At 59.7% G+C, this 15,935-nt stretch carries 18 protein-coding genes; 2 read left to right on the top strand and 16 right to left on the bottom strand.

The window, feature by feature from the left end:
- Window positions 1-143: 143 nt before the first annotated feature.
- The 15 genes from ACSSV8_RS18895 to ACSSV8_RS18825 all read right to left on the bottom strand — a co-directional run bounded on the left by ACSSV8_RS18895 (window position 144) and on the right by ACSSV8_RS18825 (window position 14,080).
- On the bottom strand, window positions 144-296 hold the full coding sequence (locus ACSSV8_RS18895; RefSeq protein ID WP_454283497.1) for an antitoxin PaaA2 family protein: 153 nt from the start codon (window positions 294-296) through the stop codon (window positions 144-146).
- Window positions 286-450 (bottom strand): hypothetical protein, encoded by a 165-nt coding sequence (locus ACSSV8_RS18890; protein WP_170850626.1) that lies wholly within the window; start codon window positions 448-450, stop codon window positions 286-288. Before ACSSV8_RS18890 ends, ACSSV8_RS18895 begins: the two co-directional genes overlap by 11 nt.
- 94 nt (window positions 451-544) lie before the next feature.
- On the bottom strand, window positions 545-1,063 hold the full coding sequence (locus tag ACSSV8_RS18885) for a type II toxin-antitoxin system YhaV family toxin (RefSeq protein WP_454283496.1): 519 nt from the start codon (window positions 1,061-1,063) through the stop codon (window positions 545-547).
- A complete protein-coding gene (locus ACSSV8_RS18880; protein WP_036562940.1) occupies window positions 1,060-1,386 on the bottom strand; it encodes a type II toxin-antitoxin system PrlF family antitoxin in 327 nt (108 codons plus the stop codon). Before ACSSV8_RS18880 ends, ACSSV8_RS18885 begins: the two co-directional genes overlap by 4 nt.
- Window positions 1,387-1,511: 125 nt before the next feature.
- Window positions 1,512-2,165, bottom strand: coding sequence for a DUF6927 domain-containing protein (locus ACSSV8_RS18875; protein ID WP_454283495.1), 654 nt, complete (start codon window positions 2,163-2,165; stop codon window positions 1,512-1,514).
- Window positions 2,165-2,758 carry a regulator gene (locus ACSSV8_RS18870; protein ID WP_074637398.1) on the bottom strand — a complete coding sequence of 198 codons (594 nt, stop codon included), beginning with the start codon at window positions 2,756-2,758 and terminating at the stop codon, window positions 2,165-2,167. The genes ACSSV8_RS18875 and ACSSV8_RS18870 overlap by 1 nt, the downstream gene beginning before the upstream one ends.
- A 74-nt stretch (window positions 2,759-2,832) precedes the next feature.
- A complete protein-coding gene (locus tag ACSSV8_RS18865) occupies window positions 2,833-4,815 on the bottom strand; it encodes a ParB/RepB/Spo0J family partition protein (RefSeq protein ID WP_454283494.1) in 1,983 nt (660 codons plus the stop codon).
- Between the two features lie 155 nt (window positions 4,816-4,970).
- Window positions 4,971-5,360, bottom strand: a complete 390-nt coding sequence (locus ACSSV8_RS18860; protein ID WP_454283493.1) for a DUF3768 domain-containing protein — start codon at window positions 5,358-5,360, stop codon at window positions 4,971-4,973.
- 70 nt (window positions 5,361-5,430) lie between these two features.
- The gene (locus ACSSV8_RS18855) at window positions 5,431-6,369 is read right to left on the bottom strand and encodes an ArdC family protein (RefSeq protein ID WP_454283492.1); all 939 of its coding nucleotides are present in this window, start codon (window positions 6,367-6,369) and stop codon (window positions 5,431-5,433) included.
- A gap of 40 nt (window positions 6,370-6,409) precedes the next feature.
- On the bottom strand, window positions 6,410-6,880 hold the full coding sequence (locus ACSSV8_RS18850; RefSeq protein ID WP_454283491.1) for a hypothetical protein: 471 nt from the start codon (window positions 6,878-6,880) through the stop codon (window positions 6,410-6,412).
- Between the two features lie 373 nt (window positions 6,881-7,253).
- Window positions 7,254-8,534: a plasmid replication protein RepC gene (gene repC / locus ACSSV8_RS18845; RefSeq protein WP_454283490.1), complete on the bottom strand. Its 1,281-nt coding sequence runs from the start codon at window positions 8,532-8,534 to the stop codon at window positions 7,254-7,256.
- A 227-nt stretch (window positions 8,535-8,761) separates the two neighbouring features.
- On the bottom strand, window positions 8,762-9,784 hold the full coding sequence (locus ACSSV8_RS18840) for a replication protein (RefSeq protein WP_454283489.1): 1,023 nt from the start codon (window positions 9,782-9,784) through the stop codon (window positions 8,762-8,764).
- Complete coding sequence (locus ACSSV8_RS18835) at window positions 9,781-11,136, bottom strand: ParA family protein (protein WP_171046067.1); 1,356 nt, start codon at window positions 11,134-11,136, stop codon at window positions 9,781-9,783. Before ACSSV8_RS18835 ends, ACSSV8_RS18840 begins: the two co-directional genes overlap by 4 nt.
- A 779-nt stretch (window positions 11,137-11,915) precedes the next feature.
- The gene (locus tag ACSSV8_RS18830) at window positions 11,916-13,079 is read right to left on the bottom strand and encodes an ATP-binding protein (protein ID WP_114513038.1); all 1,164 of its coding nucleotides are present in this window, start codon (window positions 13,077-13,079) and stop codon (window positions 11,916-11,918) included.
- Between the two features lie 119 nt (window positions 13,080-13,198).
- Complete coding sequence (locus tag ACSSV8_RS18825) at window positions 13,199-14,080, bottom strand: recombinase family protein (RefSeq protein ID WP_454283488.1); 882 nt, start codon at window positions 14,078-14,080, stop codon at window positions 13,199-13,201.
- Between the two features lie 120 nt (window positions 14,081-14,200).
- Between ACSSV8_RS18825 and ACSSV8_RS18820 the strand changes: the two genes are divergently transcribed.
- Window positions 14,201-14,446 carry a type II toxin-antitoxin system ParD family antitoxin gene (locus ACSSV8_RS18820; RefSeq protein ID WP_454283487.1) on the top strand — a complete coding sequence of 82 codons (246 nt, stop codon included), beginning with the start codon at window positions 14,201-14,203 and terminating at the stop codon, window positions 14,444-14,446.
- Window positions 14,433-14,741, top strand: a complete 309-nt coding sequence (locus ACSSV8_RS18815) for a type II toxin-antitoxin system RelE/ParE family toxin (RefSeq protein WP_454283486.1) — start codon at window positions 14,433-14,435, stop codon at window positions 14,739-14,741. The genes ACSSV8_RS18820 and ACSSV8_RS18815 overlap by 14 nt, the downstream gene beginning before the upstream one ends.
- 3 nt (window positions 14,742-14,744) lie before the next feature.
- On the opposite strand, the gene ACSSV8_RS18810 is transcribed toward ACSSV8_RS18815, so the two are convergent.
- A complete protein-coding gene (locus ACSSV8_RS18810) occupies window positions 14,745-15,905 on the bottom strand; it encodes a tyrosine-type recombinase/integrase (RefSeq protein WP_454283498.1) in 1,161 nt (386 codons plus the stop codon).
- Between the last annotated feature and the right edge of the window lie 30 nt (window positions 15,906-15,935).

Below are 15,935 nucleotides of genomic sequence, written 5' to 3'. Positions count from 1 at the left end.
GCTGCAGGCGCATCAAGGGCAACGGCACTCCACATCATGCTGACAAACAAGCGAAACGTGCTCGATTCGCCGACAGCCCCATTACGGCATCTTTCGCTTTTCAGGGTGACGGGGGTCAGACCGCGCTGACCTCCAAGGCTTGGTCAGGACTTGGGTTCGACCTGCCGCTTTGCATCAATCAATGCCTGTGCGGCCTGCATCACCTGAACCTGAGATGTTCCCGAGCGTGCATCCTCCAGCGCGGCCTGCACCTTCGCGCGAAACCACGCGTCATACGAATTGACATCAGCCGCCACGGAAATGCTCCTCGAGCCCGATATCCAGCAGCTTGCCGAGGTCATCGGGCATGTCTGCAACGTGCACAGCAATTGGGAAACGGTGCCCCGTCAGGTCAGGCGCGCATTGCTCCTCTAGCCCGAGGTGCTGCCTATCCTTTTCCGCCTCAATCATTGTGCTTTCTCCGACCGTATTATCAGCCGATGCTACATCTTCCAGCGGGGCGTCGTAAACGATAATGCCAAAGGGTCACAGCAAGCTGGCCCACTTACCGATCGGGCACCGCTTCAAGGGAAGTTTCGAACCGCTTGCCCGCCGCTGCAGCTTCTTTCAAGAGCGCGTCGAAATTGTCAGGTGGATTGCCTTCTTCCAACATCCCTTTGAACGTCGCATAGGCATCCGTCTTGCTGCCATAGGCGCGCAGGGTCTTGTCGTCGTTCACCCAAGCCACCACGATGACCTTCGCATCCCTGTTGAACCGATAGAACAGCCGATACTGCTGGAAGAATTTCGCCCGGAACCAGTGCTTGCGGTGATCGCCGAGTGTGCCGCCTTGCCGGAAGGCGGCGGCACCCGGGTCCGCCGGTATGGCCTCGGTCACCAGCTTGAAGATGGCGGCCAGCCGTTTCGCGGAATTTTTCTTGCGCCAGGTCTTGGGATCGCGAGCCTTACGCGCCTCGACCTCCAGGATCAGCCCTTCGAGCTGGTCCAGAAAGAGCGGATGCGCATAAATCGACCATCCGTTTACGACAAGGGGCGCTTGGGCGGGCATGCTATCGCCGCTCATTCATCCTCGAGCGATAGCGGCGCATCGAGATCGACGTCAACGTCTCCGACCAGTGCTGCAAGACGGTCATGCAAAGCCCCATCGAACGCCCGAATGCGGTCCGGATGCGCCTTGATATCGGCCTCGACAAAATCGAGAAAGGCGCCGAGCGCGGGATCGTCCTCGTCGCTGCGCACGGGCTCGATATAGACCCTGCCACTCGGCTCGGTACAGTAACGAATCTGGTCGCCCTTACCCAACTTTAGCTGTTTGCGCACACCCGCCGGCACGGTCGTCTGATACCGGTCCGTGAGTTTCGAGACATCTTGTGCGAGCGCTGTCATGGCAGTCTCCTGAAAGAAAAGGGTCTTTGCTATTCGTGATATGTAATGCATTTGCATTGTCATGTCAAGACAAGCCGCAGCATCTGCTGTCGCCAGGCAGGCCGATGAACCGTCCGGCGCAGGACCTAATCTCGCCCGACCAGGAACTCCGCCAGCACCGGGCTAGCCGCACCTTTCGCGGAGCTGAGCAGCTCCGAGCCCGCAAGCGAGGCCTTTGACAGGCGTACGAGCCCACCAGTTTCCTCGATGCGGTAGCAGCGGCGCTTTTGCCGCCCGCGCCTGTAGTGGGTCGCGGTGACAATCTGGCAGGTACTGCCATCGGTGAGCGTCACAGGTGCTGCGAGCTTGATCTTGTCGCCTTCCTCGTAGCCCGGGATCGACGCCCAGTCCCGGCAGCGCTGACGCCAGTCCTGGGCGTAGCTGTCCGGGTCCTTCAGGTCGGAGAGGAGCTCGATCAGCCCAAGGGGAGCACGAGACTCGTTCGGGCCAGCGCTTTCCTCCATGTCCTTGTAGCCCCAGAAGCCGTCATCATATCGGGTGAGGAAGACAGCGCCAAAAGTGATCGACCCGTCCGCATCGGTCACATAGGTCGTGTCTTCGACAGGGGTGCCGTCGAGATTGATGACCTTTGCCGCCGCGTACCAAGTCGAACCCACCTTGCAGGCTTTGACCAGTTCCGTCTTGCGCCTTTCGCCCTCGAAGGTGCACAGCCGAGCAATCTCCGCTTTCTCATCCGCGTAGGATTTGACGCGACGGTCCGTGTAGAAGAGCCAACCCATCACGCCACCCTCCGATCATCGATTTCCATCAGCGCATCGAGCGGCACGCGATAGGGTTGCATGGCGTCGAAATCCTCGCAATTGCCGCAGTTCTGCACGATCGCAAAGGTGTCGCAGGCATCCTTGAGGATGACCCGGAACGTGCCGCCAAGACCCGAGGGCACTTCGTAGGTTCCGCCGATGAGATAGTCCGAGGCCCGGCGCACGAAGACGCGGATGCTGTGGCCATCTGTGGCGAGCCGGATCGCCCCCTGCCCCCGGTCGATGAGCACCTGCACATCGTCGAGAATGTCGGTGTAGAACTGGCCGGTCAGATCGCGAAACGCCATGCGGCGCTGCGCCATCCAGTCAGTGTCCCGAAACGGGTTCATGCCGTCGGCGAAGGCAAATGAGGGATCGGCCTGTTCGGTGGTGACGATACGGGTGGTCGTGCCATCGATGCCGTTCGATCGCAGATGCACACCATTGCCGACGATGAGGATGAGGGCCGGCCTGTCCACGGGCCCGTTCCAGTTGGGCAGGAAGGTCTTGCAGGCGCGCGCATGGGCGATCTGCGCCGCAACTGCGGAGGCGGAAAACTTGAGAATAGCCATGGGGATGTCTTTCCGTTGGGTGTGGGAGAGTCGACCCGCGCGGGCGAAATGCTTCGCGCGGGTCGCGTGAGGACTCAGGCCGCTTGCGCGACCTCGCTGTCAGGTTCCGGAGTTTCCGCGGTTGGCTCCGCCTCATCACAGGCGACACCGTTGGTCTGCATCATCGGCGGACACCAGGCGGCCACAGCAGCGCGCTGCGCGTCGGTGAGGGTGGCGAAGGGTTCGGCGAAGAGCTTGTCGCAGAAGGCGACGATCTCCTTCTTGCTTGACGAGGCCAACGTTACCGCCTCCTGAGCGAGGCCCAGATCCTCGCCGAGGATTTTCAGGAGCCAGGCCTTCTTGAAGCGATTGAAGAGCGCCGCATTCGGCGTCCAATGCGCGCGAATGTCGGGCATGATCTCGATCTCGAACTCATGCATCAGGCTGTCACGCTGCCGGTCCCGCGCGAAACAGGACTGCGTCGTGCTGGCGGTCGCATAGGCCACGAGCTTGGCCTTCTCGCCGGCGTCCAGCGCGCGAAACGCCGCGAACTGATCGGCAGGGGAACGGGTGTCATCGAGCCAGGAGAGGTCCAGCGCATCATGCGCCGCCGCCACCTGCTCGAGCGAGGTCTCGTCGATCTCGTCCATCTTGGCATGGCAGCGGTATTCCTTGCGGGCATCGATCTTGATCGCCTGCGTGATGCTCATCCCGGTGCCGAGGACGTCGCTGACAAGCTTGAAGAGTGTCAAGTCGAGCGTGGCCTCTGGATGCAGTGCCATCGCGGCCCCGAGCGCCATGGCCCGCTCGGTCTTGAGGTCCTCGGCCAGTGAAGCTGGATAAGTGATTTCGCCGGCGTCCGGGGCTTCTTCCCCGGTCGGGCCAGCCGAGGAGCCGCGTGCGCCCTCCTCTTTGACGGTGTCTTCCGGGCGGACGAGACCAACATGGAGCGTGATCTGCCCACCCTGCCACGAGGCGATCACCCCAGACCGTGCGAGGTCCTCGGCGCTGTAGGCCTCCTGCAGATCGCGCGCTTCCTCTTCCAGAGCGTCGACGCGGTCGTAAAGGGCGTTGTAGGCACCGTCCTCGAGCCCCTCATCCTCCATCTCGAGCTGCAATTTCTCAAGCTCGGCGGTGATCTCATCGATGCGCTTCTGGGCAGCCTCATCCGGCTCGATCGGGCCGGGATAGACGCGGCCATAGTCGGCCATGGTCGCGTAGTCATAGCGCACCATCGCATCGGCCCAGGCAAACCCCAGCCTCATACGGGCCTCTTCGGCAGCGGCACCGAGCTTCTCGAGCAAGATGGTCTCGACCAGTGCTGCATCCTCGAGCACGGAATGCTCTTCCAGAAGGTCAGCCGCGACAGCACCGCCACGCGCCTCGTAGTCTTCGCGCACGAAAGCCCCGATATCATCGCTGACCTGCACGCCGCGGGATTTGAGGGCCTGACGGACAGTATGGGCCTGCAGATAGCCGCCGTCTTTCGTGAGCGCCTCGAAAACCTCGCGCTGCGCCTCCTGGCTCGGGTGCTCGGCAAAGGCCTTCATCGTGTCGAGCGTGATCACCTTGCCCCGGGCCGCGGCGCGGATGTCGGGGTGGATAAGGCCATAGCGCAACCGGCCTTTCACGGCGGCGACGGTCGTGCCGAATGACTTCGCGATGGTCTCGGGCGTCTGGCCGTCGACCTCCATCATCCGGGCGAAGGCCTCGAACTCGTCGATTGCGTTCATCGGTGCCTGGGTGATGTTCTCGGCGAGCGACAGTGCCGTGGTGACGTCGCACTCCTCCGGCACAAGGCGACAGTCGACCTTGGTTTTCGCGGTGAACCCCTTGGCAGCCTTGTCGGCGACCAGCTCCTTCAGCGCGGCATGGCGCCGGCCACCGGCGAGGACAGCGTATTTGCCGTCGAGCTTCTGGACCAGGAGCGGTTGGAGCAGGCCCAGAACAGCGATGCTGGCTTTGAGATGCGCGATGTTCTCGGGATCATAGGTTTCCGGCGCGTTGCTGCGCACATTGGCGGGATGCGGGACCAGATCGCCGATGGCGACGGAGACGGGTTTGAAGCTTGTGGTCATGGGGTTTCCTTTTCGGTGGGTTTGGAGCGGCCCGCGCATTCAGATGCGCGGCCAATCCCCGTCTTCAGGGATCACCACAACAAAAGGCCCACTCTCCCTTTGAGGGGTCAGTGGGCCTTCATCGCCTGGGGTGTCAGAATAGGGTGTCCGCTGCCCTACCAGTCGCGCGCCAGCATGATGGTCAGCACGCGCATGGTGGTAGCGAGATTGTCCGGGGCCTCGGCGCCATAGCGGAAGTCGGAATCCGCTTCGTACAAATCCAGTTTCCAGAACACGGTCTCGCCACGGATCTCGATCGCCCCGAAATCGTGCCAGCCTTCCGGGTCATTCTCAGGCTCGAACGTGGCAAACTCACCGGTTGCCTTCACCGCCTCGGCCATGAAGCCGTCACCGGCCTCCATGAGCGAGCGAGTCACATGCATGCGGCCTTGTATGGGCGCCTCTGGCGCTATCCCGAGGCAGGCGAGCTTGCGGAAGGCATCGTTCTGATCGGCGATTACGGCGGGGTCTGGGCGGTCTGTCAGAGGGTGTGCTACGGAGGTCATGGGTCTGTCCTTTGAGAAGTTTGAAATACCCTTCCCAAAGCCTGCTTTCCCTTTGCCGAGACACATTCCCTCAAGCGGCCTGGTCGACCTCCCCTGCCCTGCCCGCCTCCGATCTGGCGATCAGATAGTCGCAGGCGCGCTGCGCATCCGCGGCGTGCTTGAAGATCGCACCCTTGTCCGACCGAAGAACGCGCAACCAGTTGTGGAGGTAGGCGGCATTCATCTCGAGCGTATGCGCTGTGAAGCCGAGCGTCTGACCCAGGAACACCGAGGTCAATTCCGCGACAATCTCCTCGCGTGCATAGGACGTGTTGCCAAACTTCGAGAACCCGAAATCACGGTTCAGTCGATGTGGGGCTTTCGTGGCATGGGCCAGCTCATGGGCCCAGACCCCGTAGAAATTGCGCGGGTCCTGGAACCGCGTGATGGACGGCATGTAGACCTTGTCCACGGGCGGCAAATAGTACGCCTCCGTTCCTGTGAAGACGGTCGTGATGTCGATGGCATCAAAAAACGCCTGCATGTGCGGGATGGGCTCGGACGGCGCATGCTCGGGCACGGGCTCCGGGTCGGGGAAAAAACTGTCGGGCAGGCCATCGATCTGGCAGGCATTGAACACGCGGTAGGATTTCTGGAAGCGGAAGATACGGGCTTCCTCGGAGCGATCATCGCCATCGCTGCGGTCGTCCTCGCCGCCCGCGTCTTTCCGGCTTTGGCCGTAATAAATGACGACAGAGGACTTTTCGCCCTTGCGGACCTTTGCGTCCAACGCATTGGCTTGCGGCAGCGTCATCCAGAAGGGAGAGCTGTGGCCCGCCATCACGGTCCGCATCGTCAGCAGGAAGTTGTTCACTCCCTGGTAGGGTTCTCCGCCCACGCGCAGGGGACGAGAGCTGCCCCCTGCGGTCCATGGCTTGCGCCACGGCAGGACGCCGCGCTCAATGATACGGATGATTTCGTTTGTGATGACCTCGGAGGCATCGAATTTGGGCGTGCGGGATCGGGCCATGACTGGCGTCCTTTCGAGTTTTGGTGAGAGGGAATGGTGATCAGATTGACTGAAGGGGCCTCGGATCGTTGGCGATCCTGGCACCGAGGACTTCGATCATGTCGATGTAGGTGGTCAGCGACACGGACCTGCCGGGACCCCAGGGTTCAGAGGCGTCCGATCCGTCCCGCGTCACCCGCGGCAGGTTCGCTAAGGCAATCACATCGGTGACGGGTCGGATATCGATGAACGGGGTCCCTCGTGCGACCGCAAGAGTGGCCAATGGAAAGCTCTCAATCGGCGCGAAGGTTGAAACGGTGGTCCATCCGAGATGGATGAATGTCCCGCCCTCTCCGCAGATCACATGCGCATTCGGCAATAACGCCGCCAGTTTCAGATAACCGAGATCACGCATTACGGTCTCGTTTTCGAGCCGCTTCGCCAGCCCCAGCTGACCGGTTTGGCGTAGTTCCTTGTGTCGCCACCACGAGGCAGCGGTCGCGCGCAACACGCGCAAGACACCTGTTTGCATGGGAATGTCCTTCATCAGGAACGGCAGACCGGAACCCGGCCCGGACCCATCTGAGGGACCCCAAAGGCCCTCATCCGTCAGTCACAAAACCCGAAGGACACTTTCTCTTTTCTCGAGCATTGACGCTGTCCTGGCCAATTTCAGCGGGTCCTCACCACACCGCGCCATGCCTGCGTTTTTGTCGAAGCCATTGATTTGGAACAGCAGAGGTATCTGCGGACGCAAAATCCGCAATGGGAATCGGCAAAATCTTGCACAAGGTGCTAAATTATCGTTACTTGGCAGATAGTTAGCATATTCAGCAGATCGGCAAGATACTTTCTACAGCCCTGCCTACACCTGCGGATGCGTAACATCTTTTAATCTTACCCTCTTACGCCGCTTGCCCGCTGAGCCTGCCATAAAAGCTACGCTCAAGATGCAGCTCCCCTGCCCCGGCTTTCTCGACCATGCCGCGCAGATATCCGCCTGGTGAGGCAACCTCGCCCGCGCTGTGCTTCTCGAACACAAGTGCAAACGCAGCCGTGGCCACCTGAGTGCCCATTCGGTCCTGAGCCACGTTCCAAGCATGCTCCGAAATCCCGATCATCGGCCTGAGTTGCCCGGCAACCCGATGCAGATCGCCCCAATCCTTCAGGAATCCGCCCATATTACGCGCCCAGGACGCGAACTCTGGACAGGCCTGCATGATTGTTGGCAGGTCAAGCGCGGTTCGCTTCTTGCGCACCTCTGCAACCCAGTCTTCCAGTTCCCCATCAACCCGCTCCTCGGGTCGTGCATTGGGCACGACATCCGCCGCTTCCTCTTTTTCAGAGGAATTACTAGTTACAGGAATAAGTTGATTTGTAATTAGTATATGAGGTTCAGAAATGACCTCCCTGGGGTTCATTTCTTGAGTCTTCTTTATAGCTTGGGCGTCATTTTTGTCGGTGTTTTCCACAGGGTTTATCGCACCAGTCGCCTTGAGATAGGCCGCCTCGACTCGTTCCTGAAGTTCCTTGAACCACGCCAGTAGTCGCTCCAGTTGTTCAGAGGCGTAATGGCGGCGCGGAAGTCGGTCCAGAAGCTCCTCGAAGAGACCCGTGAATTGCGTCCAGGGCCCGCGCAACGCGCCGCTTACCGCCGCCTCGATCCGCGCGCGGATCATCCGGCGCGCAACCGTGATCTGACGCTTCAAGCGCTGGCAGAGCTCGCGCTCGGCCTGCAACTCGGCCTGCAGCTCTTCAAACTCCTCGACTCGAGCCGAAAGCGGCGACAGATCGAAGCCGTAGGCCTCGACGATACGTCCCTCAGCGTCTCTGCGGCCCCACCGTTTGCCATTCGGGCTATCCTGGAAAGAGATCACACCGTTCTCTGCCAGACGCCGCGCATGACGCTTGAGTGCCGACAGAGAGAAGCCGGTCTGTTCCATCAGATAGGCGTTAGAGGCCCAGACGATCGGGCGCTGCCCCTCCTCCCAGTCCTGGGCCTGCGTGAAGGCCCCCAGTGTATCGAGGAGCATCATGTCGCCGGCCTTCAGACCTATATGCGCTCCAACGCGCTTGAGCGCGACAAATGCCCGCGTCTTGGGTACTGCTACCCGTTCACCAGCTTGGGCAAGCTGCTCAGCAACCCCAAGACCCGGTGTCGGCTTGCGCCAACCTGTATGTTTCATGCCTGTATCTCACCTCCGGTTGTGTGGAGGCAAAAGAAAGCCGTTCGCTCAGAAGCGTTCGTCGTTGACAGTGAATCCTGTGAGACTTATCTTGAAGGTGACCAAACCATTAAGATCAGCTCTCAGGCCACACCGCTTGGGGGCTTTTCTTTTGCCGTTAATTCACTTGTCGTTCCTTTTTTGCTCCTTGCCTCATCGTTCCGAAGAACATCTCACCAACGCTGTCTTCAGTCGGTATCCTTCTCCGTGTTTTCGACGTTCAAATAGCTTGCGACTAAGTCTCCAAGCTTTTCGAGACGCTTTTGGTCAATCGGCACTCCTGCAACCTTGATTGATAGGTTTCCATCGACGGAAGTGACCGAAAGATTTCGGTTGCCCACCTTGCGCTTTACGGTGAGTTTTTGGGGCTTTGTCTTTGGTTTTGGCTTGGCTTTGTTTGTTCTCTCCAAGCTCGCTAAGGCACCCTGTAAATCACGAAAGCTCATGTCGTAGACGTTCTTGAACGTGTTCAAGATTTGATCCTGCGCAGCGAAAACGGACCGTGCTCGCGAGACTAGGCTCTCATGCACACCAATTTTCTTGGCGAAGGCCACAGCTGTCAGTTTCTCTTCGCCAGAAGCCAGCGTCTCATACATTTCACCAATCGAAACCAATCGCTCAAAAGGGCTGAGATTTTCGCGCTCCTCATTCTCGCGAAACCGGAGAAACAACATTTCAAACTTGCTGTTCTCAGCGTTTCGCGCGTCAGGCGGGGCAAGTATTGCACGAAGGGGTACACCGAGCTCTGACGCGGCAGCCAGTCGGCGGCGTCCTGTCAGCATCACGAATGGAACCCCCGCGATATTCGACGGGTCCAACGGATCCGGCTGCCAATCCGGATCCTCCGGCCACACTAGAATGGGCGTGTCCTGCCCGTTCGAAGCGATGCTGTTTACCAAAGACCTAAAGGCTTCCTGGGACATCCAGTCTTGTCGGCGGTCGGTTCCCATTGGATCGGAGATTTGATCTGGCGACAGGCTTATCTCATGGCGACCGTTGAGGATATCCAAACAAAGCTCGGCTCTGCTTCGCTCTACTGCAGCTTGCGACTGCGCAAGCGCTCCTGATTTCCAGGCACTGCCGGCCCCCTTGAAAGGAGTCGAAACAGCATCACTCGATTCTGTCCTGCCTTCGGAGCCGCTCGCACGTTCCTTGTTTGTATCGAGATTGGTAGCCTTGCTGACCAGCGACCTTGGAATACTGCGTTTCATGCTTCACCCTCGCCGTCATCTTCATAGAATTCGTCCATCCAAGTATTGGCGTAGCCACGTTCGAGTCCTGGCCAGAGTCGCGATATTATGGCGTCGTTCACGGCATCGGCATTCGTGATGAACCGGTTGATCCCCTTGCGCTTTCCCGGCGTGTCTGGCTCGTATTCGTATACGGACTGATAGACGTCCGAAGCGTTCGAGATCGCGTCGGAACGCAAATAAAACACGGGCAGAATTTCCGTGGGGCAATGTTCTAGCAGGTTTCCGATGTGGTTAAGATCCTGCGCATTGGACCGTTGAACGATCGTTGGCAACAGCATGTTCGCACCGGTTCCGATCTCGATCCTTTCATGGGCCAGGATGTGCTGAAGCATCCCAAGCAGGCCAGTCACAAAGGTCGACAACGTCGCAATGTCGAACCCCTTCATGGTTTGCGGTATGACCAGTGAAGTAGACGCAATCACGTTATTCAACTGGAACAGTGTGAGCGCGGGTTGATAGTCGATGATGATGACATCCAGCGTCTCCGCTAGTGCGGTGTCGAGCCGCTCCTGGTCGACCTTGCCGTCGACTACCAATTCGTTGGGTGGCGTTTTCGGTGGGTGGCCCGCTTTCCAGCGGTCGATGGCATCGCGTAGGTAGCGGTAAAAGCTCTTTCCGGCGGGGGCTTCGCGGACAAGCCGCGCAATCTGGATCTCACCCTCGGATGTTTCGCCGTGAGCTGGAAGCAGGCGCAGGCCTGGCCAGGAGGTCTTGAGAAGGAAGCTATCGAGCGTTTGCGCATCGTGGTCGGTATATGGCGCGTCTTCCGACTGAAAGAGTCCAGCAAAGTCCACCATAGAGGCGGTGTTTTCGTCGGGCATTTGGGGAAGGCCCTCTCCCCCGACGAAGTAGAGCGTTATTGTACTTTGCGGGTCAGCATCCATAACACCGACACGCATGCCGTAGTGCAAGCTGAGATACTGGGCAAAATGCGCGGCGCTCAGACTTTTGGCGGTTCCGCCTTTTTGGCTTGCAAACGAGATGACGGGCAAAGGTGCGTCAGGCTTCCGCCAGGCCAGGTAGTCGTACGGCCGCTTTGCCGAGGCTGCCAGAAGGGCCCGCATGTGCATCAATTCTGAAAGCGTGAAAACACGCTCTCTTCCAACATATTCTCCTGCGGGAAAGTCATCGCTCGAATTGGCGAACTTGGTCAGATACTGAATACTCACATTGAGAAACCTAGCGCACTGGCGCATGGACCAGGTTCGCTTGATGCGCTGACGCAAGGTGAGTTCCTTGTTCACTGCCACCATCGTGCGCTCAAGCCCGCGTGACAGATCCGTCAAAAACTGTTCTAAACTACCGCTCATTTATTAGCCCTGACTTCGGTTGGGTCCGAGTTCGACTCGATTCTGCTTCAATGGTAGCACGGTTCTGAGCAAAAGATAAAGATACCACGCGCCTATAGGTTTCAGGCGCTTATTTTGAGGCTCAGTGGCTCCAGAAACTCCAATCTTGAACGCGTTCAAGATTGGAGTTTAAGTCGGCTGACCAGAGCGAAGCCGATCAACCATGCATGTTTCACGCCGCGTCTTTCGGACCCCAGGAGATGACCGTCCTAGTTGGTGGCTTTGCCCATGTTTGCGTTGAAGCCGTGATCACAGATGCTCACCGTGAAGTAGCCAGCGCCGGTCTCCCCTTTCTGAATCTTCTAGATGCCGCCGCACTCGGTCAGCTTGCCTCACGGGGAGCGTCCGGCGACGCGTTGCGCGAAGGCCGTCCTGTTCGACCTCGCGACGGGTTCGATCGTAATTTCCAGGTCGGAGGTCAAGAGGGAGATTGAGCCGAAGCCTTTGGCGGTTTCGTTGTCGGCGCTTGTGAAACTGATGCAGCCAGAAGGGCAGCTGCGCGGTTGACCAAGGGCTGACCACGCTGGATGCGAAGCGCCGCATAGAAGGGTAGGGGAGGAAGATGGGCCACAGCCGTTGTAGACGGGGCGGCCGCTGCGATGTGCATTCCATGCAACCGGTACGCACCGAGAGACCTGCGGGGACCGGAAAAAATCCCACAGGGAAATGCGCGGCGTACTTAAAACTGAACAAAACAAGTAGACCCCTTACTCTCGTGCACGCGCGCAACAAGCGTTGCGCTATAGTGCTCTCAACAGCCCGATCCCTTGCTCAAGAGGCACTGCACGAACGCCTTCGGCCACGGGGACGTCATGCTCTCCGGCGTAGATCAACAGCTTCCGGCTAGCCTTGATGTCTTCCGCGCCCACATAGAACCCGCGCGAGACCTTTGGCGCAGTCGTGCGCTTGATCTCAACGGCCCAGATGTCGCCCCCAGGCAGGCGAAGGACCAAGTCAAGTTCAGCTCCGGCAGAAGTGCGATAGAAGAAGGGTTCGGTGCCGGTTGGTGCAGCGGCAAGAAGGGCCTCGATACATAACCCCTCCCAACTGCCGCCAACGACGGGGTGCCCGAGCAGGCCCTCGATTGTCCCAATGCTTAACAGGGCATGCACGACCCCGCTGTCGCGGACATAAACCTTTGGCGATTTCACCAAACGCTTGCCGACATTCTCATGCCAGGGCTGCAGTCGCCGCACCAGCATTAGATCAACGAGCAGATCGAGGTAGCGTCCAATCGTTTGGCCGGAGACGCCCAGCCCCTCGGCGAGGGCTGCAGCGTTCAATAGACCACCTTGCACATGCGCAAGCATTGTCCAGAAGCGCCGCAAGGTTGCGGCTGGAATACGCGGTCCGAGTGCAGGGATGTCACGTTCCAGATATGTACGCAGAAAATCCAGACGCCAATCCATGCTGGCTTGATCGCTTGAAGCCATGAAGCTGTCAGGAAAGCCACCACGCAGCCAGAGCGCATTCAACTGATCAGCCCCCACCTCGGTAAGCTGTAGAGGGGGCATTTCGATATACCTGACACGTCCAGCAAGGGATTCTGCCGACTGTTGGAGTAGGACGTTGGAGGCTGATCCCAAGAGCAGGAACTGGCCCGCTCGAAAACCGGCCCGCCTGCGCTGGTCGATCTGACCACGCAGGCTCTTGAAGAGGCCAGGCATCTGCTGCACCTCATCGAGGATGACGAGTTTTCCCGCCTGTTCATCCAGATATAGATCCGGTTCGGTCAAGATCTGCCTGTCCGCATCTCGTTCTAGATCAAGGTATACCGATGGTTGCTCCGAAGCTATGTCTAGAGCGAGCGTGGTTTTCCCAACCTGCCGGGGGCCGAGGAGGACAACAGCAGCTTGGCTCTCGAGCGCGGATTGCACAAAGTGATGAGTTTGGCGCTTATACATACCTTGCAATTACTCCACACGATGGAAGATCTGCAAGGATAAACTGCTTAGCAGGTAAAGTTGCCACTCAATTGGAGATGTCGCATGATGTGACGAACAGGCTTAGCGTCAAAACTCACTCATATCATCCCAAGCCGCTTCGCCCGCTCCAGCAACATCTTCACTGATGATGGCTGCCAGCTTGTCCGGCCGCGGGGTGTGCGCTCACGCATGTTCTCCAAGCGGGCGCAGATGGCCTGAAGCGTAATGTCGGGATCGGCGCCCTTGATACCCGCGACGATGGCGGGCAGGCGATCATCTCGCGCACGCGGGCCCGCGCGATCAAGCACGGTCGCGGGGAGGAACCCATCGCGGACATAGGCGTTCACAGCGCGCAGCAGACGGCTTTGCGTCCAGCGCCGGGCCTCGGGTAGGGGGCCGTTGATGATGCGCACCAGATCTTCCCAAGCCAGATCGGGACGCAGCCGACGCACATGGGGCACCCAGTCCTGCGCAGTTTCATTCAGGCGTTCTATATATCCGTCCTGTCGCGCCAGTCGGACCTTGCGTAGCGCAGCCGGATCCCGGGCGCGCAGGCCAGGGTTTCCGCCGACCCGCCCCTTTGTTCGTGCGCTGGCAAGCCCAGCCTTGGTCCGTTCACGGATCAGGGCGCGCTCGAACTCGGCTGCTGCACCCAGAACCTGCAGCGTGAACTTGCCCTGCGGGGATCCGGTGTCGATCGGGTCCTGAATCGAGCGGAAGAAGGCGCCCTTTGCTTCCAGCCGTTCGATCACCTCCAGCAAATGCGACAGCGACCGCGCAAGCCGGTCGATGCGCACCACCACCAGCGTATCGCCCTTGCCGATCCGTTCCAGCACCCGCGCCAGCACAGGCCGCGCACGATCACCGCCAGAAGCCTGTTCCTCATGGATTTCGACACAGCCCGCTGATTTCAGCGCCTGCGACTGGGGCAGGGGGGTCTGATCCTCGGTCGATACTCGCGCATAGCCTATCAACGGCATCAAATCCTGCCTTTTGCAGTTTAGGATACGGCTAATAAACGACCGTTTGGCGTGGAATGTAGGAACCCTTCTTGCGATTTGGCAAACTTTGCCATACTCTTTGTCAGGAAGGAGATCATCATGGGCACCATGAATATTTCGTTGCCGGACCCGATGAAAACTTGGGTCGAAGAACAGGCAAAAACCGGGCGGTATGCCAATTCCAGCGACTACGTTCGCGACCTGATCCGGCGCGACCGGGCCCGTCGTGAGGCCATTTCTGAGATTCAGGCCACTGTCGATGAAGGCCTCGCCAGCGGCCCGGCCGCCCCGCTTGATCGCAGCACGTTTAAGGCTCAGATGCGCGCGAAGTATGCCAGAGAGTAGCCGCTGGGTCATTCGGCCCGCCGCTGTAACCGACTTGTCCGAGATTTGGCGCTACGGAGCCAGCAACTGGGGCATCGGCCAGGCGGATCGCTACGCGGATAGCCTGTTCGCACTCTTCGACCTGCTCGCTGACTTTCCAGAGATGGCTCGGGTGCGCCGTGAGTTCACACCCGCGGTACGCATCCATCCCAGCGGCGCGCATCTGGTGATCTACCGGGCGGACGGGCAGGGGATCGAGATCATCCGCATATTGCATGCGCACCAGAACCTGACGGCCTATCTGCTGGAAGGTTGACCGTCACAACCCTGCCGCCTTGGTCAGATTCACCCGGAACCGGTCCCGGCGGCGCTGATAGCGGCGGGTCATCTCGGCGGAGGCGTGCCCAAGGTGCTTCTGGACGTAGCGCTCGTCGACCTCGGCGGAACTGGCCAGACCCGCGCGCAGAGAGTGCCCGGAAAACAGTGCCAGTCGGTCCCTTTCGGGAAGCTCCGACCTGATCCCGGCGTCCCGGACCGTACGCTTTATCAGGCGCGCGACATGCTTGTCGTTGAGCCGCGTTGCCAGCGCGCGTTTGCCGTCCCGCGACGTGCCGACGAAAACCGGGCCGAAATCGATCTTCGCAAAATGCAGCCATTGTGCCAGCGCATGGACAGGACAGGTCTGATCTGATGAGCCGCGCCCGATCTCGACTTCGCGCCAACCGGTCTTGGCATTGAGGGTGAGCAGCGCGCCTTGTTCCATGATCTCGATCCAGCCGCCGCTGTCGGGCGTGTCATCCTTATGCCTGTCGAGACTGACGATTTCGGAGCGGCGCAGGCCACCGGCGTACCCCAGGAACAAGATCGCGCGGTCCCGCAGCCCGCGCAGATCGTAGGGCAGGGTGGCGACCATCGCGAGGATGTCCTCAGCTAGGATCGCCTCTTTCTGCACGGGCGGACGCGCATGTTTGCGCTTGATCCCGGCGAGCACTGCGGCGATGTGGCGGTTCTTGCGATCGAGGGTGAACCCCCGTTGCGCATAGGTCCAGGAGAGACCGGACAGGCGGCGGTCGATGGTCGAGACCGATAGGGATCGGGACGTCAACTGCGACGGGGCAGGTCCCGAACCGGACGCCAGATCCGCCAAATAGAGCCCGATCATCTCGGGGGAGGGGGGCAGGGGCTCGGCGCCTTTCAACCGGCACCAGCGCGCAAAATGCCCCCAGTCCTTGGCATAGGCCTTCAGAGTGTTCTCCGAGGCCGCCGCGCGGGCATAGTCCCGGGCCGTGTCCACCAGCCGGTCGAGCGTGCCGGAGCCAGCCACAAAGGAAGGCAGTCTCAAAGCCGCGCTGTCAGGGCGATCTCTCTCGTCGTTCTCATTGAACGGGCCCTCGATTGGCGGCTCTGAGCACGAATGTCGGTCTGTCGGAGTTCTTGAGACTGCGTTCCATGTGTTTTCAATAGCTTGCCTGTGTCGCATTTCTGAAACCGATTCAAGGTATGTGAGACT

The sequence above is a fragment of the Roseovarius sp. MBR-79 genome, from assembly GCF_053628555.1.
This window is presented reverse-complemented; position numbering and strand designations above follow the sequence as displayed.

Excerpts from the sequence above, each read along its gene's own strand:
- ACSSV8_RS18875 (WP_454283495.1), bottom strand. The coding sequence starts at position 2,165 with ATGGGTTGGCTCTTCTACACGGACCGTCGCGTCAAATCCTACGCGGAT.
- repC (WP_454283490.1), bottom strand. The coding sequence starts at position 8,534 with ATGAAACATACAGGTTGGCGCAAGCCGACACCGGGTCTTGGGGTTGCT.
- ACSSV8_RS18830 (WP_114513038.1), bottom strand. The coding sequence starts at position 13,079 with ATGTATAAGCGCCAAACTCATCACTTTGTGCAATCCGCGCTCGAGAGC.
- ACSSV8_RS18815 (WP_454283486.1), top strand. The coding sequence starts at position 14,433 with ATGCCAGAGAGTAGCCGCTGGGTCATTCGGCCCGCCGCTGTAACCGAC.
- ACSSV8_RS18825 (WP_454283488.1), bottom strand. The coding sequence starts at position 14,080 with ATGCCGTTGATAGGCTATGCGCGAGTATCGACCGAGGATCAGACCCCC.
- ACSSV8_RS18890 (WP_170850626.1), bottom strand. The coding sequence starts at position 450 with ATGATTGAGGCGGAAAAGGATAGGCAGCACCTCGGGCTAGAGGAGCAA.
- ACSSV8_RS18835 (WP_171046067.1), bottom strand. The coding sequence starts at position 11,136 with ATGAGCGGTAGTTTAGAACAGTTTTTGACGGATCTGTCACGCGGGCTT.
- ACSSV8_RS18865 (WP_454283494.1), bottom strand. The coding sequence starts at position 4,815 with ATGACCACAAGCTTCAAACCCGTCTCCGTCGCCATCGGCGATCTGGTC.
- ACSSV8_RS18885 (WP_454283496.1), bottom strand. The coding sequence starts at position 1,063 with ATGAGCGGCGATAGCATGCCCGCCCAAGCGCCCCTTGTCGTAAACGGA.
- ACSSV8_RS18850 (WP_454283491.1), bottom strand. The coding sequence starts at position 6,880 with ATGCAAACAGGTGTCTTGCGCGTGTTGCGCGCGACCGCTGCCTCGTGG.
- ACSSV8_RS18870 (WP_074637398.1), bottom strand. The coding sequence starts at position 2,758 with ATGGCTATTCTCAAGTTTTCCGCCTCCGCAGTTGCGGCGCAGATCGCC.
- ACSSV8_RS18855 (WP_454283492.1), bottom strand. The coding sequence starts at position 6,369 with ATGGCCCGATCCCGCACGCCCAAATTCGATGCCTCCGAGGTCATCACA.
- ACSSV8_RS18860 (WP_454283493.1), bottom strand. The coding sequence starts at position 5,360 with ATGACCTCCGTAGCACACCCTCTGACAGACCGCCCAGACCCCGCCGTA.
- ACSSV8_RS18880 (WP_036562940.1), bottom strand. The coding sequence starts at position 1,386 with ATGACAGCGCTCGCACAAGATGTCTCGAAACTCACGGACCGGTATCAG.
- ACSSV8_RS18810 (WP_454283498.1), bottom strand. The coding sequence starts at position 15,905 with ATGCGACACAGGCAAGCTATTGAAAACACATGGAACGCAGTCTCAAGA.
- ACSSV8_RS18840 (WP_454283489.1), bottom strand. The coding sequence starts at position 9,784 with ATGAAACGCAGTATTCCAAGGTCGCTGGTCAGCAAGGCTACCAATCTC.
- ACSSV8_RS18820 (WP_454283487.1), top strand. The coding sequence starts at position 14,201 with ATGGGCACCATGAATATTTCGTTGCCGGACCCGATGAAAACTTGGGTC.